General features: G+C 32.0%; 19 protein-coding genes. 10 read left to right on the top strand and 9 right to left on the bottom strand.

Going from position 1 to position 22886, the window contains the following annotated elements; genetic code table 11:
- Positions 1-8 precede the first annotated feature (8 nt).
- Positions 9-248 (top strand): hypothetical protein, encoded by a 240-nt coding sequence (locus WA340_RS06955; RefSeq protein ID WP_336128111.1) that lies wholly within the window; start codon positions 9-11, stop codon positions 246-248.
- Positions 249-359: 111 nt separating this feature from the next.
- Here the strand turns inward: WA340_RS06955 and WA340_RS06950 are convergent, their stop codons facing one another.
- Entirely contained in the window at positions 360-809 is a 450-nt protein-coding gene (locus WA340_RS06950; RefSeq protein ID WP_304142487.1) for a nucleoside deaminase, read from the bottom strand.
- A 41-nt stretch (positions 810-850) separates the two neighbouring features.
- On the opposite strand from WA340_RS06950, the gene WA340_RS06945 reads away from it, so the two are divergent.
- A complete protein-coding gene (locus WA340_RS06945) occupies positions 851-2629 on the top strand; it encodes a 1-deoxy-D-xylulose-5-phosphate synthase (protein WP_336128110.1) in 1779 nt (592 codons plus the stop codon).
- 32 nt (positions 2630-2661) lie between these two features.
- Here the strand turns inward: WA340_RS06945 and WA340_RS06940 are convergent, their stop codons facing one another.
- From WA340_RS06940 to WA340_RS06925, 4 genes are all read right to left on the bottom strand, one after another.
- A complete protein-coding gene (locus WA340_RS06940; protein ID WP_304142491.1) occupies positions 2662-3387 on the bottom strand; it encodes a fibronectin type III domain-containing protein in 726 nt (241 codons plus the stop codon).
- Between the two features lie 4 nt (positions 3388-3391).
- A complete protein-coding gene (locus tag WA340_RS06935; protein ID WP_304142494.1) occupies positions 3392-7021 on the bottom strand; it encodes a thrombospondin type 3 repeat-containing protein in 3630 nt (1209 codons plus the stop codon).
- A 90-nt stretch (positions 7022-7111) separates the two neighbouring features.
- Positions 7112-7363 carry a hypothetical protein gene (locus WA340_RS06930; RefSeq protein ID WP_304142497.1) on the bottom strand — a complete coding sequence of 84 codons (252 nt, stop codon included), beginning with the start codon at positions 7361-7363 and terminating at the stop codon, positions 7112-7114.
- A gap of 44 nt (positions 7364-7407) precedes the next feature.
- The gene (locus tag WA340_RS06925) at positions 7408-8748 is read right to left on the bottom strand and encodes a deoxyguanosinetriphosphate triphosphohydrolase (protein ID WP_304142500.1); all 1341 of its coding nucleotides are present in this window, start codon (positions 8746-8748) and stop codon (positions 7408-7410) included.
- 223 nt (positions 8749-8971) lie between these two features.
- Between WA340_RS06925 and WA340_RS06920 the strand changes: the two genes are divergently transcribed.
- The gene (locus WA340_RS06920) at positions 8972-10240 is read left to right on the top strand and encodes a hypothetical protein (protein ID WP_304142503.1); all 1269 of its coding nucleotides are present in this window, start codon (positions 8972-8974) and stop codon (positions 10238-10240) included.
- 72 nt (positions 10241-10312) lie between these two features.
- Positions 10313-13156, top strand: coding sequence for a TonB-dependent receptor (locus tag WA340_RS06915; RefSeq protein WP_304142505.1), 2844 nt, complete (start codon positions 10313-10315; stop codon positions 13154-13156).
- A 74-nt stretch (positions 13157-13230) separates the two neighbouring features.
- Here WA340_RS06915 and WA340_RS06910 read toward each other — a convergent pair whose 3' ends face one another.
- Complete coding sequence (locus tag WA340_RS06910; RefSeq protein WP_304142508.1) at positions 13231-13587, bottom strand: toxin-antitoxin system YwqK family antitoxin; 357 nt, start codon at positions 13585-13587, stop codon at positions 13231-13233.
- A gap of 382 nt (positions 13588-13969) precedes the next feature.
- Here WA340_RS06910 and WA340_RS06905 point away from each other — a divergent pair, with 382 nt between their 5' ends.
- The 3 genes from WA340_RS06905 to WA340_RS06895 all read left to right on the top strand — a co-directional run bounded on the left by WA340_RS06905 (position 13970) and on the right by WA340_RS06895 (position 18568).
- Positions 13970-15172 carry a porin gene (locus WA340_RS06905; protein WP_336128105.1) on the top strand — a complete coding sequence of 401 codons (1203 nt, stop codon included), beginning with the start codon at positions 13970-13972 and terminating at the stop codon, positions 15170-15172.
- 73 nt (positions 15173-15245) lie between these two features.
- On the top strand, positions 15246-17549 hold the full coding sequence (locus WA340_RS06900; protein ID WP_336128103.1) for an inorganic phosphate transporter: 2304 nt from the start codon (positions 15246-15248) through the stop codon (positions 17547-17549).
- 143 nt (positions 17550-17692) lie between these two features.
- Positions 17693-18568, top strand: coding sequence for an OmpA family protein (locus WA340_RS06895; protein ID WP_106677509.1), 876 nt, complete (start codon positions 17693-17695; stop codon positions 18566-18568).
- Between the two features lie 78 nt (positions 18569-18646).
- Here WA340_RS06895 and WA340_RS06890 read toward each other — a convergent pair whose 3' ends face one another.
- A complete protein-coding gene (locus tag WA340_RS06890) occupies positions 18647-19213 on the bottom strand; it encodes a DUF3109 family protein (protein ID WP_027879541.1) in 567 nt (188 codons plus the stop codon).
- A gap of 129 nt (positions 19214-19342) precedes the next feature.
- Here WA340_RS06890 and WA340_RS06885 point away from each other — a divergent pair, with 129 nt between their 5' ends.
- The 3 genes from WA340_RS06885 to WA340_RS06875 are packed head-to-tail and all read left to right on the top strand — an operon-like array spanning position 19343 to position 20781.
- Positions 19343-19924 (top strand): MarC family protein, encoded by a 582-nt coding sequence (locus WA340_RS06885; RefSeq protein ID WP_027879542.1) that lies wholly within the window; start codon positions 19343-19345, stop codon positions 19922-19924.
- Positions 19925-19976: 52 nt separating this feature from the next.
- Positions 19977-20177, top strand: a complete 201-nt coding sequence (locus WA340_RS06880) for a hypothetical protein (protein WP_304142519.1) — start codon at positions 19977-19979, stop codon at positions 20175-20177.
- A gap of 1 nt (position 20178) precedes the next feature.
- Positions 20179-20781: an FAD-dependent oxidoreductase gene (locus WA340_RS06875; protein WP_304142522.1), complete on the top strand. Its 603-nt coding sequence runs from the start codon at positions 20179-20181 to the stop codon at positions 20779-20781.
- A gap of 27 nt (positions 20782-20808) precedes the next feature.
- On the opposite strand, the gene WA340_RS06870 is transcribed toward WA340_RS06875, so the two are convergent.
- Both WA340_RS06870 and WA340_RS06865 read right to left on the bottom strand, forming a co-directional pair.
- Positions 20809-22398, bottom strand: coding sequence for a S41 family peptidase (locus tag WA340_RS06870; RefSeq protein WP_336128100.1), 1590 nt, complete (start codon positions 22396-22398; stop codon positions 20809-20811).
- Positions 22398-22829: a deoxycytidylate deaminase gene (locus WA340_RS06865; RefSeq protein ID WP_336128099.1), complete on the bottom strand. Its 432-nt coding sequence runs from the start codon at positions 22827-22829 to the stop codon at positions 22398-22400. The genes WA340_RS06870 and WA340_RS06865 overlap by 1 nt, the downstream gene beginning before the upstream one ends.
- Positions 22830-22886 lie beyond the last annotated feature (57 nt).

Below are 22886 nucleotides of genomic sequence, written 5' to 3'. Positions count from 1 at the left end.
TCACCTTAATGAAATACTTAATTTTATTAGCATTTATAGCCAGTTTAGCATCAATAATTTGCGGTTATGCATTAGACAATGTAGACAACCAAAAGTTAATTGGCTTTGGCGTTTTAGGCTTATTTTTTGTGGTTATTCCGTTGTTTTCCTATCACCATTGGAAAAACAAAAAAGTCGAAGATTACATGCTTACCAAAGAAAAACTCCAAGAGATGCGAGACAAAGAAGGTGATACACGTAAATTATAATTTGGGCGTTACCCTATCGGGTCGCGCTATCCGTTATATCTTTTTGTTTTCAATAAACAAAAAGGATGTCACTACTATCGCTAACGCACATTCTAGCCAACATAAAGACCATTAGTTAAGATTTCGTTTTTCTACAAAAAACCGTTTCATTAAAGCAGAAGCTTCTTCAGCTAAAATTCCACCTTCAATTTTAGTTTTAGGATGCAATTTGGTATTTAAATTAATACAACCGCGTTGTTCATCTCTAGCTGCATAAACAATTCTACTAATCTGACTCCAATACAATGCGCCAGCACACATTTGGCAAGGCTCTAAAGTGACATACAACGTACAATCTTTTAAATATTTTCCGCCTAAAAAATTAGCAGCAGCAGTAATGGCTTGCATTTCGGCATGCGCAGTTACATCATTTAAACGCTCGGTAAGATTATGTGCTCTAGCGATAATTCGATCTTTAATTACAATCACTGCTCCAACAGGAATTTCATCTTTATCAAAAGCCTCTTGCGCTTCTTGCAAGGCTTTTTTCATAAAATAAGTATCATCAAAAGGTTGTATCATAAGCGTAAAAATACAATTTAAGATACTACATTTGTAGTATAATGGGCAAAATACTTCAACATATAAATTCGCCAAACGATTTAAAAACCTTAAATCAAGAACAGTTAATGCTTTTAACTAAAGAATTGCGTGAATTTATTATAAATATTGTTGCAACAAAAGAAGGTCATCTTGGTGCTAGCTTAGGCGTAATAGAGCTTACTATTGCGTTACATTATGTATTTAACACACCAACAGACCAATTAATTTGGGATGTTGGTCATCAAGCTTACGGACATAAAATTTTAACCGGAAGACGTGATATTTTTGAAACTAACAGGCAATTAAATGGTATTTCCGGCTTTCCTAAGCGTAAAGAAAGTGATTATGATGCGTTTGGTGTTGGACATTCTTCAACATCCATTTCGGCAGCATTAGGTATGGCGATAGCCTCAAGAATAAAAGGCGATTTAAACACACAACATATTGCTGTAATCGGAGATGCATCTATAGCTAGTGGTATGGCGTTTGAAGGTTTAAATCATGCTGGCGTAAGCAACGCTAATTTACTAGTCATTTTAAACGATAATGCTATTGGAATTGACCCAAGTGTTGGCGCTTTAAAACAGTATTTAACCAACGTTAAAAAAGGCACTCAAAAACAAGATAATATTTTTGAAGCTTTAAATTTTGACTATTCAGGACCAATTGACGGTCATGATTTACCAACTTTAATTAATGAACTTGAGCGATTAAAATCTGTTAAAGGACCAAAGTTTCTTCACGTGATTACCACCAAAGGAAAAGGTCTTAAACAAGCCGAAGCTGACCAAGTAAAATACCATGCTCCAGGACAATTTGATGCAAAATCCGGTGAGCTTATCACAAAAACCGAAACTAAACCTCAACCACCAAAATACCAAGATGTTTTTGGACATACTATAGTCGAATTAGCTAAAACAAACCAAAAAATTGTTGGTATGACACCAGCTATGCCAACCGGAAGCTCTTTAAAATATATGATGGAAGCGTTTCCTGACCGTGCTTTTGATGTTGGTATTGCCGAGCAGCATGCAGTTACTTTGGCTGCAGGAATGGCTACACAAGGATTAATTCCGTTTTGTAATATTTATTCTACATTTATGCAACGTGCATATGATCAAGTTATACATGATGTTGCTACACAAAACTTACCTGTTATTTTTTGTTTGGATCGTGCAGGATTAGTGGGACAAGATGGCGCGACGCATCATGGTGTTTTTGATTTGGCCTATTTACGTTGTATCCCAAACTTGATCATTTTTGCACCAAGAAATGAGGTTGAATTACGGAATATGCTTTACACTGCTCAATTAGGACTAAATCATCCAATTGCGATAAGATATCCAAGAGGTAGAGGAATTACAATAGATTGGAAACAACCATTTTCTAAAATTGAAATTGGTAAAGGCGAGCAATTAAAAGAAGGTAAAGAAGCTGCTGTGTTATCTATTGGAACGATTTCAAAAAATGTTACTGAAGCACTTAACAGTATTGAAAACCCTGAAACTTTTTCTCATTACGACATGCGCTTCGTAAAACCATTGGATGCAGCTTTACTTCATTCAATTTTAAAAAAATACGACACAATTATCACTGTTGAAGACGGAACAGTTTCTGGTGGATTTGGCAGTGCTATTTTAGAGTTTGCTGCAAAGCACAACTATAAAAACAACTTTATTACAAAAGGAATTAAAGATAAATTTATAGAACATGGCACTACAAAAGAACTACAAAAAATCAACGAAATTGATTCAGAAAGTTTAAAAATTTTATTTGAAAGCATAAAAAAAGCAGACTAGTTAGTCTGCTTTTTTTTTTAGTTAAGAGACAATTAATTTGTTGTAAATGTCCAAACAACACCTATCGTTTTGGTGCCAGAATTGTCTTTAGTATCTATTTGCCAGTAATATGTTGTTCCTGGATCTGTACTTACATCAAAGTTTTCTACTGTTAAGTCTGTGCTAACTGCTGTTGTTGGAGGGTTAGATGTACCAAAATATACATCATAAGTTAATGTATCGTTTATATCTACATCTGCTCCAGACCAATTTAAAGAAGTTGTTCCAGACACAACTGCATCTTCTTCATTAGGACTTACTAAATCTGCTAAGAATGGTGCATAGTTAGAAACACCTTCTCCTTCTGTATAAAATGCAAAAACCTGAGATGGACTAGCTGAATCTTCTGCATCTTTTGCTGTTACTGTCCAGTAATAAGCTGTACCAGGCTGTAAAGTTAATGTTCTTGTAGTTGTTGTAGATGTAACTTGTTCAACTAAATTAGTCATATTATTATCTAACGCTACTCTCAATTCGTAACTTACTGTATCTCCATCAGGATCTGTAGCTGCTGCCCATTCAAAATTAACAGTACTATCTATACATAATAAATCTGATGTTGGGTAGATTAATTGACTAACTGCACTTGGAGCTGTATTTGGTGTATCTGGAGTAGGAGCTACTCCTCCATCACCACCATCTCCATCACTTCCTCCACAAGAGGTAATTACAACACTAAAAAATAATACAGTTATTATGTTATATAATTTCTTTTTCATCTTATTATTTTTTTATGATTTTTATAGTTTTTGGTGCTTTTTCTGACTGAATATTTACAAAATAAACTCCGCTTCTTAGTGATTGGAAAGGAATATAAATTTCTTTATTATTCGCAACATCAAAAGAGTTACTATAAACTAATCTTCCATTTATATCATAAACATTTACAGGAAGAGCGTTTACATCTAGACCATTTGGCAGTATAACTTTTAAATTATCTACCACTGGGTTTGGTGTAGCCTTAAATTCTATAATGTTAATCTGTTTAGTAAAAGTACCTTCGCAAGCTTGAGCTGTCTTAATTTCTAACAATCCAGACTTTAAATTTTCTAATATTATATTGTCTTGACTAGTTATTAAAATAACTTCACCATTTAAAGTCACTGTGTAAGGCGCTGTACCTCTGTACATGTTAACCTCAATATCTTCTCCATTATTTTGTTCTATAAGCTCTAGTTCTATTGTTTCTGAAGCTTCAACACTTACTTCTGAACATTGAACATGGTCATATTCGTTTACAGACACACATACAGTATATGGTCCTCCTACAGATAAGTTTTCTATAGTTAAGTTGTTTGTTGTTAACTGTTCTGAAATATTTGTTCCTGGACCATTAACGGTAACCGTATAAGTTACATATGTTTCATTTACATTAATATTTATCTTACCGTTATCTTGTCCTTCGCATGTTTCTGAAACTACTTCTATTGAAATGTTATCTTGAGCTGCATAACTAGTATCACAAATATCTCCTATCCCGTTATTGTTAACGTCTTCTTGATTTGGATTAGGTGTATCAACACAATTATCTATAGAATCTACGACACCATCTCCATCTGAATCCTGACAAACATCTCCTACTCCATCATTATTACTATCTAATTGGTCTGGATTAGCTATTGTTGGACAATTATCATTTATATCTAATATTCCGTCTTGATCTGTATCTTGACAAACATCTCCAATTCCGTTGTTATCAACATCAGATTGATCTGCGTTTGCAACACTTGGGCAGTTATCTACACCATTAACAACTCCATCATTGTCATCATCTCCATTTGGATCAAAAGAGAACTGTCCTGAAAATATACCTCTACCATAAGTAGCTGCAAAAACCATATTATCGTCTCTTAAATCTAAATCTAAAACTTTAACATTTGACATTCCGTTAAATGCAGGATTCCAAGTTGGATTAGCATCAGAAAAGTTGGTTGTATACCAAACACCTAACTCTGTACCTATAATTACTTCTTCATTATTTAAAGGATTTCTTAATATTGACTTTACTGGTAAATCTGGAAGATTACCTTCTTTAGTCTGCCAGTTAGCTCCTCCGTCATTTGTATACCAGATATTTTCTACTCCGTAGTTATGAATGGTAACAAAAATTTCATCTTCATTGTTACCTAACTCTATGTCAGACACACTTCCTACTATAAAATTATTAAGTTCTAATTCTGTCCAAGTAGGACTACTACCATCTGCATTTTCTACTTTAAAAATATCTCCTAAAACTGTTCCTACAAATAAGGTTGAAGATGTTGTTGTAAAAGGAGAAACTGTTAAAGCAGTTGGTGTACTATCAAATTCAGAATTTGTTAAATCTGAAGATGTTAAAGTTGAGCTAGATTTTATGCCTGAGTATCTTCTTATTACAGTACTAAGGTTGTTAGAATAATTTGAATATAAAATATCCAGATTAGAGTCTAATGCTTGTGGGTTAATAAAAGCTCCGTTAGAAGCATTTTCATTATTAATTGTTACGTTAGTATTAGTTTCTAAATTAAATAAATTAATACCTGAGTTGTACACGTAATTTCTTATAAAATACTTATCGTCTCCTTGATCAAAAAATGTGTAAGCACCATCACCTCCATATGCTTCAACAGAGCTATCCGCTCCATTTGAATTTGCATTTTGAAACAATTGCGTACCATTATCTTGTAAACCTCCTGCAAAATAATCTCCGTTAAAAGCTGTTGTTGGAGCCACACCAACAGTGTAAAATTGACTTGTATTAAAATCCTTATCTCTTGGACTTAAGACTACACCAGCATTTGATGAATAGTAAATTCCACCATCATTTCCTACTAACATGACACTGGAACTATTGTTTCCAAAAACTAAGGCATGTTGATCTGCATGAACTTCTTGATAGCCAAAACCACCATACCAATGAGATAATTGAGACCAAGAAGTACCACTATTAAACGACTTAAACAAATCTATACCTCCTGCATAAACTATATCGTCATTTGCTGGATCTACTTCTAAAAGTAAGTCGTAAAAGGCTTGACCTCTAGTAAAGTCATTTGCTGATATACCAGTATCTGCATCATTTGGTAAAGTCATATTAGTAGTTGAAGAGAAACCATCTTCTGTTTTAATCATTATAACAGGAGCAGTTGTTCCTTCTGCTAGGACATAAATTTTATTAGGGTCTGATGAAGATACTGCTATTTGAGTTCTATCTGCATCTGCTACGACTTCTTCTACACTAAAAGAGTTTCCGTCTGTAGATGATAAGATTGTTCCGCCTCCTTCACCAAACACATAACTATCAATTGTAGAAACCCAAATTTTATTATCAGCTCCAATTTCTATATCATTTGGACAATACTGAACGCCTCCTGCAAGTGATTGTAAAGAAACTAGTGACCATGAGTTTCCGTTATCTGTTGATTTATATAGTCCAAATTCTGGACCACCAAGATAAGTAGTAGCATTAGCAGATCCATAAAAACCGTCACCTGCAGCTACATAAACTTCAGAAACACCATTATTATCTCTTACTTTAATATCATTAATGTGTTGAATACCTGGAACTAAATTTCCTGTAAACGAACTAGACACAGGATTTAAAGAACCTGTCATTGTACTACCTGCAAGAATTGAAGCTTCTAGTATATCTCCATCTGCTTTAGAAATCATTACTGATGGTATTGTAATTGTATTATCATCTCCTCCCATAGGGATAGGTTGACCTACTACATTATTCATCATAATAACTCCTACTGCTCCTGCATTTTGAGCATTTTTTACTTTTTGAGTAAAGTTACAGTTACCTCTTCTTATTAAAGCTATATTGCCCGATATTTGAGCACCATTAACTAATGCGCTACATCCTTCTGTTGGTAATCCTGTTCCATCATCTACTAAAACTATGTTTGCCGATATTACAGATGTAATTTCTGGTCCAAAAGCAGTTGTTGGGTATGACAAATAGTCTCCTGCTACATCTGAAGGTGAATTAACAGAAATATTAGATGCAGATTGAAATGATGTATCACCTGTAATACCTCCAAAAACATTTGTCCATGTTGCTCCTGCATCGTCAGATTTCCAAACACCACTTCCGTTAACATCTCCTCCTACATAAGATTCTCCTGTTCCTAAGTAAAAGACATTACTATTGTTTGGATCGTACGTAATACAAGATACAGCTAAGTTTTCTGGCACATTAACTCTTTGCCATGATGATTCTGGATTTGATATGTTTGTGTTTCTCCATAAACCGCCACTAACTCCGCCAGCAAAAACAGTTTCATTTGATGCGTCGTTTGGATCAAACATTATAGCTCTTGTTCTTCCTCCTACATTGTTTGGTCCTCTTTCTAACCATCCATTATTCATAGCATCACCTGGTACTCTTCCTACTGCTAATGTGTTTAGTCTAGCTGCATTTATGCTATCTCTTAATGGTTGTAATTTTTCTGGTGTTGGTCATCCTAATAGAGGATTCATGGTAAGTTCCCATTCTTGCTCGTAGAATTTATTTGGTGTTAAACCTTGAGACTTTCTCTCTGACTTACTAAGCTTTAAAGTATTTTTAAATGGGTTTTTTTCTAAGTTTTCTGAATGGATACTTCTAACTTGATTGTTTTGTTTTAAAGCAGAATTATCTTCAGAGGAATTTTGATATAATGCAAATATCCCTAAGGCTAATAATAAAATTATTAGTAATTTCTTTTTCATAATAATAAATAATTAATCTTTTTGCTAAAATAATATAAAATATTCTATAATGTAAATCCTTTTATCTTTTTATATTGTAGAATGGCTTGACTATCAGATAATGAAGCTACATAATGACAAATATTTAAAAGTCTTTGATATATACTTCCTTCTTTACTAAGTGTTTCTGGCAAACTCTTTAAAATTAATTTATCATAATTAGATGTTGGTCCTTCTTCAAAATTATTCTGAATAGATTTAGTGTAAGTTGTTAGAAGCGTATTTATTATTTGATAGCCTGCTATTTCTTTTTCTAACACTTCTTTTGATTGATAAATTTTCTCAACACTCAGTTTTATAATGTCATTTATTTGAGCTTCATATTTACTTTTATCTAATAAGCTGATATTGAAATCTCCTTTTAAAATATCTTCTTCATTAGTCATAAATATTTGCACAGCTTCGTTTATAAGACTATTAATAGCTAAGGCTCTTAAGTAACTTACCCTATCTTGGGTATTAGTTAACAAAGCATACTTGTTAGTGTTTATAGAGTCTCTAACTAGATTAATTAAATACTCTAAAGCAAACTCTTCTTCGATTAAACCTAGATTTATACCATCTTCAAAATCTATGATTGTATAACAAATATCATCTGCTGCTTCTACCAAAAATGCTAAGGGATGTCTATTGTATCTTAAATGGTCGTCAGATTTTTTTATTAAACCTAATTCTTCAGCTACATCAACAAACGCTTCTTTTTCACTTTGAAAAAAACCATACTTTTTATCTGATATCTGATTAGTTGGTTTTTTGGGTAATGATTCTTTAGGGTATTTTGTAAAAGCACCTAATGTAGCATAACTAAGTCTTAATCCTCCTTCTCTGCCAGACCTACTTTGTGTTGCGATTTTAAAACCGTTAGCATTACCTTCAAAATCACATAAATCTTGGTATTCTTTATCAGATAGTTTTGATTGATATTTTTTTCCTTCACCATTTATAAAAAACTCTCCTATAGCTTTTTCTCCGCTATGCCCAAATGGAGGATTTCCTATATCATGAGCCAAAGCAGCAGCAGCTACAATTGCTCCAAAATCATTTGCTTGGTAACCTAAAGTGGTTTGTAAATGTGGATGTTTTTCTAAAATCTTTTGACCAACCTTTCTACCTAAAGAGCGTCCTACAACACTTACTTCTAAACTATGTGTTAAACGTGTGTGTACAAAATCTGTCTGAGACAATGGGATAACTTGAGTTTTATCTTGTAGGCTTCTAAATTCTGAAGAAAATATAACCCTATCATAATCCACTTCAAAACCTAAGCGAGTTTCATCTTGTTCTTTTCTTAGTCGTTTATTAGTATCACCAAATCGCTTTAAGGATAGTAATTGTTCCCAATTCATTTTATAAGTTTTAGAGCTGCAATATAAGTAATTGGCATGTAAAATGTTTTCCTTTTTAATGTTAACTAAACGTTTTCTAGCAATAAATAAACAATATATCTCATAACGTTAAGCTAACTTTTTAGTGACTAACTATTAATACCTAGTTAACTTAGACTTTACAGTTTGATAGTTTCTTTGCGGTGAATATTTAAAACTAAAAAAAACACATAAAATCAATATCATGAAAAAATTATTATTCTTATCAATTTTATCATTATCTATGGGTCTTACCTCTTGTATCCAGGATGATGACACTCCAATAATTATCGAAGTTGGCAACGGAAATAGTGGAGGATCAACTACTGATCCACAAGATGTTGTAATTAACAAAACAGGTCTAATCACACAAGACGAGACTTGGACAAAAGATAACATTTACAGATTAAACCAAAAAGTGGTAGTAGATGCTGGTGTTACTTTAACAATTCAAGAAGGTACAATAATAAAAGGGTCTCCAGGAACAGGATCTTTAGCTTCTGCTTTAATCGTTGCTAGAGGAGGAATGATAAATGCTGTAGGTACGCCTTCAGAACCAATTATTTTTACATCTACTTCAGATAATATTCAACCAGGTCAAACTGCTGGTACAAATTTATCTATAAACGACAGAGGTCTTTGGGGAGGAGTTTTATTATTAGGTAATGCACCATGTTCTTTTTCTGGTGACGTTGAAGAATTACAAATTGAAGGTATTCCTGCTGATGATACTTTTGGATTATACGGAGGTAATGATGCAGAAGATAGTTCTGGTGTTATGCAATACGTTTCTATACGTCACGGTGGAGCCTTAATTGGTGAAGGAAATGAAATTAACGGTTTAACTCTTGGAGGTGTTGGTACTGGTACTGTATTAGACAATATAGAAGTTGTTGCTAATGTAGATGACGGAATAGAATTTTTTGGAGGAACTGTTAATGCAACAAACTTATTAGTTTGGGGACAAGGAGATGACGGTTTAGATATTGACCAAGCTTATTCTGGTACTATTGACAATGCTGTAGTAGCGTTAGGAGATGTTTCTGATCACGCATTTGAAATTGATGGACCTGAAGGATCTGCACCTGGTTCTTTCTTATTACAAAATGCCACTATCATTGGTAACTTAAACACTAACAATGGTGAGTATGCTGACTTTAGAAAAGGAGCTACAGGTACAGTTAACAATATATACGCTTACGGATTTAAAGATGATTCTGATGTAGAATTAGATGCAGATGCAGACGCAACAAACTATAACAATGGTACATTAATTTTTTCTAACTGGGAAATTGTATTACCAACAGCTGTAACTAATGTAGAAGATATTTTTGTTAACAAAGCTGAAAACGTAACTGTTATAGGTTTTGGATCTGAAGCTACTGCTGTAAACCAAGGTTCTCAAACTGTTGGCGCTTCGACTTCTGAGTTAAGTTGGACTTACGCTAATGCTGCTGGAAACTTAGGATTCTAAAAAACACTTATAACTATTAACAATTGCTCATATCCACAGGTATGGGCACTTGTTTTTTATTTAAACATTAAAATGAAACAATTCAAACAATTAACCACTTTATTTTTTTTAATATTTACTGGTTTTTCTTTTGCTCAAACAGGTATTTTAAGCGGTACCGTTATGGATTCTGAATTTAATGATGTTCTACCTTATGCAAATGTTGTGGTAAAAGGATCTACCAAAGGGACTACAACTGATTTTGACGGTAAATATGTATTAGAATTAACCGAAGGAACATATACTATTCAATATTCTTTTGTTGGTTATGAAACAAAAGAAATTACAGATGTTACAGTAAAAGCAAATGAAGAAGTAATAGTTGATGTTAGCATAGGACCTGCTAATAGCTTAGAAGAAGTCGTTTTAACTTCATCATCAAAAAGAAACACAGAAAACGCTGTTCTTAACCTACAAAAAAAATCTGTGATGCTTATGGATGGGTTATCTGCTCAAACCATAAAAAAAACAGGAGCTAGTAATGCTGCATCTGCTGTAAAAAGTGTACCAGGTGTTTCCATACAAGGTGGTAAATATGTTTATGTTCGTGGTTTAGGGGATCGTTACACTAAATCAATATTAAATGGCGTGGATATTCCTGGTTTAGATCCAGACAGAAACACCATACAAATGGATATATTCCCAACAAACATTATTGACAATGTAATTGTTGTAAAATCTGCAGCTGCAGAATACCCTGCAGACTTTACAGGTGGTGTTGTAGATATCATCACAAAAGATTTTCCTTCTAAAGCAGAATACTCAATTTCTGCTGGAGCTGGTTATAACTCAGCAATGCATTTTAATGATGATTATTTGACTTATAACGGAAGTAAAAGCGACTTCTTAGGATATGACTCAGGAAAAAGAAATCTACCAATAAATAGATATCAGCCTATTCCTGGTACTTTTAACAATAGTACAGTACTAACAACATTAACAAGACGTTTTGATAGCGAATTAGCTGCTAAAAATGAAACAAGCGGCATGAATTTCGATTTTGGATTTACTGCAGGAAATCAATATGATTTAGGTAAAAACAAAATAGGCTACATTGCTTCATTATCTTATAAAAACAATACAACCTTTTACGGAGATAGAATTGATGGAAACTACACCAAAGACGAAAACAATTCTAACAACAACAATTTATTAGCTACTAGATTAACAAACGGAGATGAAGGTATCAACTCTATTGTTCTTAATGGTCTAGCAGGTCTTGTTTTTAAAACAGATAACTCTAAGTTTAAAGCAAACGTTTTACACATTCAAAACGGAGAGTCATCTGCAGGTTTCTTCCTTCAAAAATTAGCTCAAGGTGGTGGTGATGCAGGTTTTGAAAACATACAAAAAGACGCATTATTATACACAGAAAGATCAATTACTAATGTACTAATAAATGGTGATCACAAGCTTACAGATAACTTAGATTTAAACTGGAAGTTTTCTCCAACTTTTACAAAAGTATTAGATAAAGACCACAGAATTACTCCATTAGAACAAAACCAAAATGGTAATTTTTCTATAAGCCCAAGTACTTCAAGTTTCCCTATTAGAATATGGAGAACTTTACAAGAAGAAGCTTGGAATGGAAAAATAGACTTAGTTAACAAATACAAGTTATTTGATAAAGCCGCAAAACTTAAATTTGGTGGAGCATACAGCTTTAAATACAGAGACTTTAGCACTGACCAATATTTATTTACTTCTACAACTTTAAATGTAGAAGATGGTAATGCTGACAATTTATTAGCTGAAGAAAACCTTTGGACAACATCAAATCAATCTGGAACATTCTTAAATTTTGGACAAGCATTTCAACCTGCTAACTCTTATGAAGGAGAACAAAACATAGGAGCTTTATACGCCTCTAATGAGTTTAATGTGTTTCAAAAATTAAAAGCTATTGTTGGATTAAGAACAGAATTATATAAAACATTTTACACAGGACAAAATCAAGCTGGTGATGAAATTTTTGATGGAGAAAAAATCTTAGATGAATTTGATTTATTTCCTTCTGCCAACTTAATCTATGCACTTACAGATAATACTAATTTAAGAGCATCCTACTCTAGAACAACCGCAAGACCATCATTTAAAGAAGCTTCTAATATTCAAATTTTTGACCCAATTACTAATAGAACCTTTATTGGTAATGGTTTTGGTAACGAATTTTATGATGCTGTTAAACCATCTTATGTAAGTAATTTTGATGTAAGATATGAGTGGTTTAGAGAACAAGGACAAATGATTGCGATAAGTGGTTTTTACAAAGACTTTAAAGACCCTATAGAAAGTGTCTTTTTCCCATTTTCACCAGATCAATTAACAGTTGCAAACTTAGGTAATGCTAAAGTTTATGGTTTAGAATTAGAACTTAGACAAAATTTAGGGTTTATTTCTGAAGGATTAAAAAACCTAAAGTTTAAAGCTAACGCTTCTATCATCGAATCTGAATTAGAAATGGCTGAAACTGAATTTATCAGACGCCAATTAGCAGCTAGAGATGGACAGACTATTGACAGAAAACGTCAATTACAAGGTCAATCTCCTTTCTTACTAAATATAGGTTTTGACTACTCTAATGATAGTATAGGTTTAAGATCTGGTTTATTTTACAACGTACAAGGTAAAGCTTTAGAAGTAGTAGGTACCGGTATAGTACCAGATGTATATACACAACCTTTTAATAGTTTAAACCTTACATTAAATAAAGAGTTTGGAGCAAGTAAAAAATCTTCAATAGATTTAAAAATCACAAATTTACTTGGTGATAAGAGAGAAAGTGATTACGAATCTTTTAACACAGACAATCAAACATTTTCGTTAAGAGATCCTGGTACAGAAATATCTCTAGGGTATTCTTATAAGTTTTAAATAAAATATTTTTTTCAATAAAAAAGGCTTTACAAAAATGTAAAGCCTTTTTTATAAATAAGTATTTGTAATAATTAATCTCTAATTGCAATATCTTTTTTACTAACCCATTGTGTTACATTAACAATAACATTGTCATCATAGTCTACTTCTTGTAAAGTATCTTCAATCCAAAACAGCCATTTACCTACTTTTTTACCAGCCTCATATTTACCAACAGCTAACTTATTACCTTCATTATCAAATTTTAACCAAGTCCCTACAAGTTTATTATCCTTATTAAAGAATCCTTGTTGTGCTACAGTTCCGTTATCGTGATAATATGTTGCTTGAATTAAATCTCCTTTTTTCTCTATGGTTGGCTTATTCACCTCTTGAGCTGAAACAAATCCTGATATTAACACTGCAAAAGCCAAAATTAAATTTTTCATAGTATATATTTTAAAGGTTGTTACTTAATGATTATATAACAAATATAGTTTATTTTTTACAATTTAGAGACATTTACGTAACATTAATTTAACACTAAAAACATAAAGATCTGTTAAATAACCACTTAGCATTCGTCTAGCAAATTAATAATAAGTTAATATACACGTTACAATAACATTACCTTTAAAGATGATATTTGTAATGTCTTAAGACAAATCAATTAGTATTTCATATAATCTATTAGTTTTTGTCGACTACATTATCATGATTTCTAATGAGACTGCTTTTGGCCAAAGCAGTCTTTTTTCTTAAAACTTAATCATTTGTAAACATTTAGTTAACATTAGAGTTGGTTATTTGCAGCGACAAAAACTAATAATTTTGAAACTAAAATTTACCCTAGCATTAATTATAGGTGTTTTTTCTTATACTAATGCACAAGAAATTAGTGATACATCTTTTGGTAAAGGGTTAATTAATTTTACTGCAAAAGACAGCTCATTTAGTATAAAATTTGCTCCTCGTTTTCAGGTTAGATATAACTCTTCTTGGGACTATAATGGTGATAAATACGAAAATACAGAATACAACTTTATAGTTCGTAGAGCAAGACTTAAATTTGATGGATTTGCTTACAGCCCAAAACTTAAATACAAAATCGAGTTAGGATTATCTAACAGAGATATATCTGGTGCTAACCAATTTAACCGTAATACTCCAAGGTACATTCTTGATGCGGTAATTATGTGGAATTTTGCTAAAAACTGGGAACTTTGGGCTGGACAAACAAAATTACCAGGTAACGTAGAGCGTGTAGTATCTTCCGCAAACCTACAGCTTATAGATCGTTCTTTATTAAATAGTAGATTTAATATAGATCGTGATATGGGTATTCAATTACGTCATAAAACTAATTTAGGTGGTAATTTTTTAATGCGTGAAAAATTTGCTTTATCGCAAGGAGAAGGTCGTAATGTTACAGAAGGAAACGAAGGTGGTTTACAATATACAGCAAGACTTGAGTTTTTACCTTTCGGCACCTTTAAGTCTAAAGGAGATTATTTTCAATCTGATTTAAAAAGAGAACAAAAACCTAAATTAATGGTTGGCTTTACATATGACTTAAATCAAGACGCTGTTAAAGATAGAAGTGTTTTAGGATCGTATATGTTTAAAAGTGATGGCTCACTTTATGAAACAGATATTACAACTGTTTTTGCAGATGCCATGTTTAAATACAACGGACTTTCCTTTATGGGCGAATACGCAAAAAGAACTGCAGACAAACCAATTGCAATTGACACAGACGGAGTAACACCAACAGGAGACATTGTACTTACAGGTCATGCTTTAAACCTTCAAGCAGGTTATTTATTTAAAAATAATTATGAAGTTGTTGGAAGATATACAACTTTAGATTATGAAGCTGTGACTGAAAAGCTCCCTAGAAATCAATACACCTTAGGTGTTAATAAATTTATTGTTGGTCATAAATTAAAAGTACAAAGTGATTTTAGTTATTCTACCTTAGATAATAAGCAAGATAATATTACCTTTAGGCTTGGTTTTGATATTCATTTTTAACAAAAAAAAATAACATTGAGATAACATAATACTCAATGTCACTTAAGATATTTGCACACTTATTTAACAAACTATGGAAAACATATATTTATACATGATTATAGCTTTAGCAATTCTTGCTATTGCAGATCTTGTCGTTGGAGTTAGTAATGACGCTGTTAACTTTCTAAATTCAGCTATAGGTTCTAAAGCCATTTCTTTTAAAACTATAATGATAGTAGCCAGTCTTGGTGTTGCTGTTGGGGCTGTTTTTTCTAGCGGAATGATGGAAGTTGCCAGAAAAGGTATTTTTAATCCAAGTCAATTTATGTTTGATGAGATTATGATCATCTTTATGGCAGTTATGATTACAGATATCTTGCTACTAGACTTTTTTAATTCTGTTGGTATGCCTACCTCAACAACTGTATCTATTGTATTTGAATTACTTGGAGCTGCAGTTGCTGTAGCTTTAATTAAGATAGGACATAATAGTGGTGATTTTGGTGAAGTAATTAGGTATATTAATACTTCTAAAGCATCTCAAATCATATTTGGTATTTTGCTATCGGTGGTAGTAGCTTTTTCGGTCGGCGCATTTGTACAATGGGTTTCAAGAGTACTTCTTTCTTACAATTTTGAAAAGAAAGCAAACTGGGTTGGTGCATTGTTTGGCGGTATTGCATTAACTGCGATTACCTACTTCATTTTCATGAAAGGACTAAAAGGGACTTCTTACGCTAAAGAATCTTTTGATATTTTAGGTGGCGCAACTATGAAAGACTTTTTAGAAAATCAAGTACTATCAATAGTTGCTGTTAGTTTAACATTTTGGTCAATATTATCATTTGTACTTATTTCAGCTTTTAAAACTAACATTTATAAACTTATTATAGTTGTAGGTACATTTGCTCTAGCTTTAGCTTTTGCTGGTAATGACTTGGTTAACTTTATTGGTGTTCCTATGGCGGCTTACAATGCATATGATGCTTGGATGGCTTCTGGCGATGCTGCGTCTAGTTTTTCTATGGAAATTTTAGCAGAAAAGGTTCCTACAAATAACTGGTTATTATTAGCTGCAGGTATGGTAATGGTATTAACATTGTGGTTTTCTACAAAAGCTAAAAATGTTGTAAAAACATCATTAGACTTATCTAGTCAAAGCAATACAAAAGAACGTTTTCAGCCTAACTTTTTATCACGTAGTTTTGTAAGATCTGCAATGTTAATGTCTCAAATGTCATCTTATATTTTACCAGAATCTTGGCAACAAAAAATAGACAAGCAATTTGAAGCACCAAAACTAAACATCCCTAAAAATAAAGAAGTAGAATTACCTGCATTTGATTTAGTTCGTGCAGCTGTTAATTTGATGGTAGCAGCAGTATTAATATCTATAGCTACTTCATATAAATTACCTCTATCTACAACTTATGTAACATTTATGGTAGCAATGGGTACGTCTTTAGCAGATCGTGCATGGGGCGCAGAAAGTGCAGTATATAGAGTTGCTGGAGTAATCAACGTAATTGGTGGTTGGTTTTTCACAGCTATTAGTGCTTTTTTAGCGGCTGCGTTGGTAGCTTATTTACTTAACTTAAATGTTAATGTAATGTTTCCTATTCTACTTTTAGCAGCATTTGCTTTGTTAATTAGAAGCTCTATGGCTCATAATAAAAAGTTAAAAGTAACAAAAGCAGAAGATAGTCTAACAAAAGCTGAAAGTAGCTCTATACAAGGTGTTATTCACGAAAGTGCAAAAAATATTGCAAATGTTGTAAAACGTGGTAATAGAATCTACACCAATGCTATAAATGGTCTAGCTACTCAAGATTTATCAATGCTTAAGAAAAATAAAAAGCAAGTCAAAAAATTATCTGATGAAGTAGATGATTTAAGAGACAACATCTTTTATTTTATCAAAAACTTAGACGAATCTAGTGTTGGAGCTAGTAACTTTTATATTCATGTTTTAAGTTACCTACAAGATATGACTCAGTCTTTAGAATATATTTCTAAAGCCAGTCATAAACACATACACAACAATCATAAAAAACTCAAATTCAATCAAATAAAAGAATTAAAACAAGTAGATGAAAAGCTAGAAGTTTTGTTTAACGATACCAAAAATGCATTTGATTCTGGTTCTTTCGAACAAATTGGTCAAATTTTAAATGAAAAGACAGAATTATATGCTTTAGTTAAAGAAAAAATCTCTGCTCAGGTAGAACGTACTCGCACAGAAGAGTCTTCACCAAAAAACACAACTTTGTATTTTAGTTTATTATTAGAAACTAAAGATCTATTGAATGCTACAATGAATTTATTAGAAGAGTACAACACTTCTTTTGATAGTAAAATTCCACCGGCAAAACTTATAGAAAAAGAAGAAGAATAAATAATTCTATTACTCTAATATCAACTTAAAAGCCTCAAAATATTGAGGCTTTTTTAATGCTTAAATTTTGACTTTAACAAAATTTAAACATCTATACCGTGTTAGAGAGCGTAAATAAAGTAACTCAAAAATTTAAACTATTTATGAAAAAACTAACATTAGTAGCACTAAGCGCAATATTTTTAACTGCTTGCGTTTCAAAAAAGAAATATTTAGCCTTAGAACAAGAAAAAGGTGAAATTAAAAGTGAATTAACTAAAACCAGAGTAGAAAAAGAAGAACTTGAAAAAAAGTTTGCCATTATAGAAGCTAGGGTTCAAAATTACAACTCTAAAATTAATAACCTTACCGAAGAAGTTGGAGAGCTTACAGAAGAAAACAAAACAAAATTTGATGCAGTTGGTAACAAAGCTGTTATTTCAGAACAATCAAAAATTGGCATGCGTAAAACCTTAAGTAAGGTAGACCCAGAAGTGATGAAGTATGTTACTACTCTTGAAGATTCTATGAACTTAGCTCTATCTTTAAACCTTAAAAAATTTGTTGATGAAAGTGAAATTGATGAAAGCGATGACATATCAATAAATATTGACGAAACTGTAGTAATGATTTCAATTTCAGATAAAATGCTATTTAATACAGCTAGCTATAGAATTAATAACAAAGCCAATAAAGTATTAAAAAAAGTAGCAGATGTAATTAAGTCAGAACCAAGCTTAAATGTTATGATTGAAGGTCATACAGACTCAAGAACTATTAATACAGACAAAATACAAGATAATTGGGACTTAAGTGTGCTACGTGCAACTTCTGTTGTTAGAGCATTACAAAAAGACTATGGTGTACCGCCAGAGCAATTAATTGCAGCAGGAAGAAGCAGTTACCAACCACTAACAGATAACGACAGTAAAGAAAACCGCGCAAGAAACCGTAGAACACGCATTGTAATATTACCAAATATTGATAAGTTTTTTGCACTAATGGCCTCTAGTGAAACGCTAGAAGCTAACGATATGTAAATTATAAAACTATAATTTGAAAACAAAAAAGAGTAGATATAAATCTACTCTTTTTTGTTTTATAGTGTTTACAACAAATTACTTCATTTTATTAGCTACTTTTTCTAGCTCGCTATACCAATCTTCTCCAAACTTTCTTATTAAAGCGTCTTTTACAAACTTATAAATTGGCACTTGTAGTTCTTTACCTAGTGAGCAAGCGTCATCACAAATATCCCATCGTTCATAATTTACAGCAGAAAACTCTGTATAATCTTTAACACGTATTGGATATAAATGACAAGATATTGGTTTTTTCCAATCTATTTTGCCTTTATTAAAAGCCTCTTCAATACCACATAGCGCAGTTTTTTTGTCATCAAAAATAACATAGGCACAATCGGCATTGTCAATTAAGGGCGTTTCAATTTCGTCCCAGTCGTTTGTTGTAGATGTTCCTTGTGCTTCTATAGCTTCTATACCTTCTTTACGTAAAAAAGGTTTAACCTTCGGGTAGATTTCTTCAAGAATATCTGCCTCTTCTTTAGACAACGGTGCACCAGCATCTCCATCTATACAACATGCACCTTTACAAGCCGATAGATTACACACAAAGTCCTTTTCAATAATATCTTCAGAAACAATAGTTTTTCCTAACTGAAACATTTTGATTTAATATTTTTTGCAAATATAGAGCTATTTGTTTCAAAAAAAAGACCTTAAAAAGAAATCAATATTTCGCTTGAATTTCAACGAATTAAAACTAATTTTGCGCCAAATTTAAACCCTAATACTATGTCGTTAAGTTTTAAAGAAATCTTTACCGTATTTATGGTCCTTTTTGCTGTAATTGATATTGTAGGTAATATTCCTATTATTATAGATTTACGTAAAAAAGCTGGTCATATTCAAAGTGAAAAAGCAGCTATTATTGCTGGTATTATTTTAATTGCATTTTTGTTTTTAGGTAAAAGTATATTAAATCTAATTGGTATTAATGTTAACTCTTTTGCTGTTGCAGGTGCATTTATTTTGTTTTTTATTGCTTTAGAAATGATTTTAGGCATCACCCTTTATAAAGATGAAGAAACTAATCCAATGACAGCTTCTGTTTTTCCGTTAGCGTTTCCGCTTATTGCTGGACCAGGAAGTTTAACAACATTATTATCGTTACGTGCAGAATATAGTATCCAAAACATAATTGTAGCAGTAGTTTTAAATGTTATAGTTATATACATTGTTTTAAAAACATCAAGACGTATAGAGCGACTTATAGGTCAAAACGGTATACAAATTATTAGAAAAGTTTTTGGTGTAGTATTATTAGCTATTGCTGTAAAACTATTTACCGATAACATTAAAATCTTATTAGCTTAAATATTGTATTTTTGTATAAACTTTTACAAAGCATTTATACATCTTTAAACTAATGAAAATCTTTATACATATTCTTACATTATTAGCTGTAGCATTAATTATTTTTAACGCTACACAATTAAATCTTGACGCTTTACTAGAAGGACAAAGTTTAATTGCTCTAATTACAATTGTTGCCTCTTTGTGCGCTATAATGTTACTTCAAATTTTACGTATTTCTAAAAAAATTGAAGCTAAAAGTAAAGGACTTTAAAATGAAAGATACAATTATTATTGGTGGTGGCGCAGCTGGACTTTCTTGTGCATTGGTTTTAGGTTCTGGGTTAAAAAAATCTTTTGCAGAAGGAAAAAATGTTGCTATTATTATGCATCAAAAAGCTTCGCATTTACAGACAGCATTATTTAATAACGTATTGGGATTACAACCTGGCACATTAGGTGATGATATTCTTAAAGATGGAAAAGAGCAATTAGCTAACTTATATCCAGAAGTAGAGCAAATAGAAAAAGAAAAAGTAAAAAAAATTGAAGAAACTAGCTTTGGCTTTACTGTAACCACTAATAAACAAAGTTATGACACTAAACGTGTAGTAGTTGCTGTTGGATATACTAATTTATTAGACATTGAAGGTCTTGAAAGTTATATAAAACCTCATCCTAGAGCTGTTATTGAAAAAGATAGAATCTGGTTAGAAAACAAAGATCATTTAGTTAAAAAAAACCTATATGTAGCAGGTACATTAGCTGGTTGGCGTAGTCAATTTGCAATTGCATCTGGTAGCGGTGCGCATGTTGCTACAGATATTTTAACAATTTGGAATAATGGCAAGCACACTAAAGTGCATGATAAGGCGTAGGTGATTTTAGTTTTACAGAAGAAAAGATTACTCTTCTACTTTCTGATGTAATTGGATTACCTTATCAATCATATCATCATGTTTGTTAAGTATTTTATGGTAAGCACCAAAACCATATAGCTGTTCTGCTATTGTAGCTTTTAGGTAATGCTTAACTTCTTCTCTATAGGCTACAAAAACAATGTTAGATCTTGTTTTTATTTTCAAATACTCTTCAAAGTCTTTAATCATATTATCCTCTACTATATAATTATCAAAAAATTCTTGTCTTGATATAGAAGAGTAATAATTGCGGTCTTTTTCTATTTCTTCAAAAATGAAATTATTAAAAAAACCTTTTCTTTCTAAAAAGCTAAGTGTTTCGTTTTCCATTTTTCTGTTTAAAGGCACAAAAACGTCTGGTATAATTCCGCCACCACCATAAACTACTTTTCCTTTTGGTGTTGTAAATTTTAAAGAGTCTGCTACTTCAATTTTAGATTCGTCAATCAGTTCTCCACTTTTCATTCTGTACGAATAATCATCGTAGTAATCTGTATTACCATTAGCGTAAGACCTTTGTATAGATCGTCCTGTTGGTGTATAATATTTAGATACTGTTAAGCGTACTGCACTACCGTCTCCTAATTGCATTTCGCGTTGTACTAAACCTTTTCCATAAGAGCGTCTTCCTACAATTGTACCTTTATCGTTATCTTGTAAAGCGCCTGCAATAATCTCTGAAGCTGATGCTGAATTTTCGTCTATCATTACAAAAAGTTCTCCATTTTCAAACTCGCCTTTTGAAGTAGAATAACTTTTTTCAACATCTCCTTTTTTGTTTTTTGTATAAACAATAAGTTTATTATCCTCTAAAAATTCGTCAACAATATTCACAGCTATTTCTAAAAATCCTCCAGGATTTTCTCTTAAGTCTAAAACTAGACTATTTGCACCTTCTTTTTTTAAACGTTTTAATGCTTTTTTAAATTCTTTGTATGTGCTTTCTGCAAAACGATTAATTTTTATGTAACCTAAATCTTCGGTTAACATGTATGCTGCATCTACACTTTTTATTGGCACAACATCTCTTGTTACGTTAAAGGTTAAAAGTTTGGGCTCTCCTTTTCTATAGACTTTTAACTTGACTTCAGAATAGCGCTTACCTCGTAAAGTTTCTACTAAACTATCATTTGTTTCGCCTAAAAGAGATTTTCCGTTTGCTTCTAGTATACGGTCGCCACCTTTTATTCCTGCTTTAGCACTTGGACCGTTTTCAACAGTTTTTATTACTGTTATTGTGTCTTTAAATGTGTAAAAATTAATACCGATACCCACAAAATTTCCTTTCATGTTTTCGGCAGAACGTTTCATTTTTTCTTTAGGAATATAAACCGAATGTGGATCTAAGTTATCTAATATTCCGTTTACGGTAACGTCTACTATACTATCTGTATTGACATCTTCTACGTATTCGTAATCTATATAATCAATTAGTCTATTTAACTTGTCTTTTTTACTGTTTGATGTAAATAGTTTATCTGACGTGTCTCCAAAGTCTAAATTACCACCAATAAATATGCCTGCTGCTACCGCTAGTCCTATTATAAATGGTATGTAAACTTTAAATTTTGACATTATTCTTCTAATTGTTCTATATGTTCTACTTGTATGCCTGCTTTGGTTAAAAATTTTATACCAGAATCATCTTTATATCCTTGATTATATACTACGCGTATTATACCTGCTTGGTGTATTAGCTTGCTACACTCTTTACACGGTGATAGTGTTATATATAATGTTGCTCCTTTACAGGATTGTGTTGATGAGGCTACTTTTAATATTGCGTTAGCTTCGGCATGTAAAACATACCACTTTGTGTAACCTTCTTCATCTTCGCAAAAATTTTCAAAGCCTGTTGGTGTTCCGTTATAACCATCAGAGATTATCATTCTATCTTTTACAATAACTGCGCCAACTTGTTTACGGTTGCAATAAGATAATTTTCCCCATTCTTTAGCTATACGCAAATACGCCTTATCGTATTTTAATTGTTTTTTTTTGGACATGTAGTTAGTTTTTGTCGGATGTTTAGGTAGACAAACAAAAAACCTAACCCAAACCTA

Origin of the sequence: Mesoflavibacter sp. CH_XMU1422-2 (assembly GCF_037029245.1) — a bacterium.
Classification (GTDB): Bacteria; Bacteroidota; Bacteroidia; order Flavobacteriales; family Flavobacteriaceae; genus Mesoflavibacter; species Mesoflavibacter zeaxanthinifaciens.
The sequence above is the reverse complement of the archived record's forward strand: the minus strand, read 5'-3'. Positions and strand labels throughout refer to the sequence as shown.

Excerpts from the sequence above, each read along its gene's own strand:
- WA340_RS06915 (WP_304142505.1), top strand. The coding sequence starts at position 10,313 with ATGAAACAATTCAAACAATTAACCACTTTATTTTTTTTAATATTTACT.
- WA340_RS06880 (WP_304142519.1), top strand. The coding sequence starts at position 19,977 with ATGAAAATCTTTATACATATTCTTACATTATTAGCTGTAGCATTAATT.
- WA340_RS06925 (WP_304142500.1), bottom strand. The coding sequence starts at position 8,748 with ATGAATTGGGAACAATTACTATCCTTAAAGCGATTTGGTGATACTAAT.
- WA340_RS06950 (WP_304142487.1), bottom strand. The coding sequence starts at position 809 with ATGATACAACCTTTTGATGATACTTATTTTATGAAAAAAGCCTTGCAA.
- WA340_RS06940 (WP_304142491.1), bottom strand. The coding sequence starts at position 3,387 with ATGAAAAAGAAATTATATAACATAATAACTGTATTATTTTTTAGTGTT.
- WA340_RS06920 (WP_304142503.1), top strand. The coding sequence starts at position 8,972 with ATGAAAAAATTATTATTCTTATCAATTTTATCATTATCTATGGGTCTT.
- WA340_RS06890 (WP_027879541.1), bottom strand. The coding sequence starts at position 19,213 with ATGTTTCAGTTAGGAAAAACTATTGTTTCTGAAGATATTATTGAAAAG.
- WA340_RS06900 (WP_336128103.1), top strand. The coding sequence starts at position 15,246 with ATGGAAAACATATATTTATACATGATTATAGCTTTAGCAATTCTTGCT.
- WA340_RS06885 (WP_027879542.1), top strand. The coding sequence starts at position 19,343 with ATGTCGTTAAGTTTTAAAGAAATCTTTACCGTATTTATGGTCCTTTTT.
- WA340_RS06865 (WP_336128099.1), bottom strand. The coding sequence starts at position 22,829 with ATGTCCAAAAAAAAACAATTAAAATACGATAAGGCGTATTTGCGTATA.
- WA340_RS06935 (WP_304142494.1), bottom strand. The coding sequence starts at position 7,021 with ATGAATAATGGATGGTTAGAAAGAGGACCAAACAATGTAGGAGGAAGA.
- WA340_RS06895 (WP_106677509.1), top strand. The coding sequence starts at position 17,693 with ATGAAAAAACTAACATTAGTAGCACTAAGCGCAATATTTTTAACTGCT.
- WA340_RS06955 (WP_336128111.1), top strand. The coding sequence starts at position 9 with ATGAAATACTTAATTTTATTAGCATTTATAGCCAGTTTAGCATCAATA.
- WA340_RS06910 (WP_304142508.1), bottom strand. The coding sequence starts at position 13,587 with ATGAAAAATTTAATTTTGGCTTTTGCAGTGTTAATATCAGGATTTGTT.
- WA340_RS06875 (WP_304142522.1), top strand. The coding sequence starts at position 20,179 with ATGAAAGATACAATTATTATTGGTGGTGGCGCAGCTGGACTTTCTTGT.
- WA340_RS06945 (WP_336128110.1), top strand. The coding sequence starts at position 851 with ATGGGCAAAATACTTCAACATATAAATTCGCCAAACGATTTAAAAACC.
- WA340_RS06870 (WP_336128100.1), bottom strand. The coding sequence starts at position 22,398 with ATGTCAAAATTTAAAGTTTACATACCATTTATAATAGGACTAGCGGTA.
- WA340_RS06930 (WP_304142497.1), bottom strand. The coding sequence starts at position 7,363 with ATGAAAAAGAAATTACTAATAATTTTATTATTAGCCTTAGGGATATTT.